A 1293-nucleotide genomic window follows, 5' to 3' on the forward strand; every position below is an offset into this window, starting at 1 on the left:
CTTCAAAGGCACGCCTGAATTTCCAACTCCGGCCGAAAGGCCTGTCTATCCTCACGATACCTCCCGGACAGGCAGAGTGCGGCAGAACTAAGTCCTGTCGAGTCGAAATGTGATCGGCGCCCCGCTGCGGCCATCGCAGTGTTGCGCGAAAGCCAAAATGGCGGGAAACGCCTGCGTGATGTGCGCAATGAGCGGCGTCGCCGCTGGCCCTCCAATCCCCGCGGAGATAGCGATTTCATACCGCCCGATGCGAGGGGGCATGAGAATGCACCCGCAAGTAGCTGAAAATATTTCGCAAAATTTCCGCCCGGAAGGACGTAAATGATGGACGATGGCGCTGGGGAGCCGGATATGTGATAGGCGGGCTCGCGCCGCACCTGGTCATGGCGCTCAACAACCGAACGTTCGCGACCCGATTAATGATAGAGATCCGCGGACAGCATGCAACGCAAGGTGATTTTCCCCAGGGGTGGTTTCCGATGAACAGTTTCTCTTCCCGCGTTGCTGCCGCTGCCGCCGCGATCCGCCAGATCTTCCCTGAAACGCCGCTACAGGAAAACGACTATCTGTCGAAAAAGACCGGTGCGCGGGTGCTGTTGAAGCGCGAGGATCTGTCGCCGGTCCGCTCCTACAAGATCCGCGGCGCCTTCAATTTCTTCCGCAAGACACTGGCGGCCGGCAACGAGGCCGAACTGTTCGTCTGCGCGTCCGCCGGCAACCACGCGCAGGGCTTTGCTTTCGTCTGCCGCCATTTCGGCAGGCGAGGCGTCGTGTTCATGCCGGTGACGACGCCGCAGCAGAAGATCGACAAGACCAGGCTGTTCGGCGGCGATTTCATCGAGATCAGACTGGTCGGCGATTTCTTCGACGATTGCTATCGCGCTGCCCTGGAATTCACCGACAGTTCCGGCGCCCATATGGTGCCGCCTTTCGATCACAAGGACATCATCGAGGGCCAGGCAACCGTCGCCTACGAGATCGCGGACCAGATGCCGGGCGCCCGCATGCCCGATATCGTCATGCTGCCGGTCGGCGGTGGCGGACTTGCCGCGGGCGTCACCCACTATTTCGCCGATCAGGGCAGGGAAGCACACTTCGTCTTCTGCGAACCGGCAGGCGCGCCGAGCCTGCGCGAGAGCCTCGCAGCGGGGAAACGGCTCAAGCTCGCCAAGGTCGACAATTTCGTCGATGGCGCCGCGGTGGCCGAGATCGGCCGCGAGCCGTTGCGTCATCTCAAGGATTTTCCGGCCGACACGGTGCGGCTGATCCCGGAAAACAGGCTCTGCGCCACCA

General features: G+C 61.7%; 1 protein-coding gene. It reads left to right on the forward strand.

The window, feature by feature from the left end; all coding sequences use genetic code 11:
* Positions 1–479 precede the first annotated feature (479 nt).
* Positions 480–1293 (forward strand): pyridoxal-phosphate dependent enzyme (locus EN884_RS36160; protein WP_128361140.1); only part of this gene is annotated, 814 nt, incomplete at its 3' end.

The sequence above is a fragment of the Mesorhizobium sp. M7A.F.Ca.AU.001.01.1.1 genome (genome assembly GCF_004022735.1).
Taxonomy (GTDB): Bacteria; Pseudomonadota; Alphaproteobacteria; order Rhizobiales; family Rhizobiaceae; genus Mesorhizobium; species Mesorhizobium ciceri.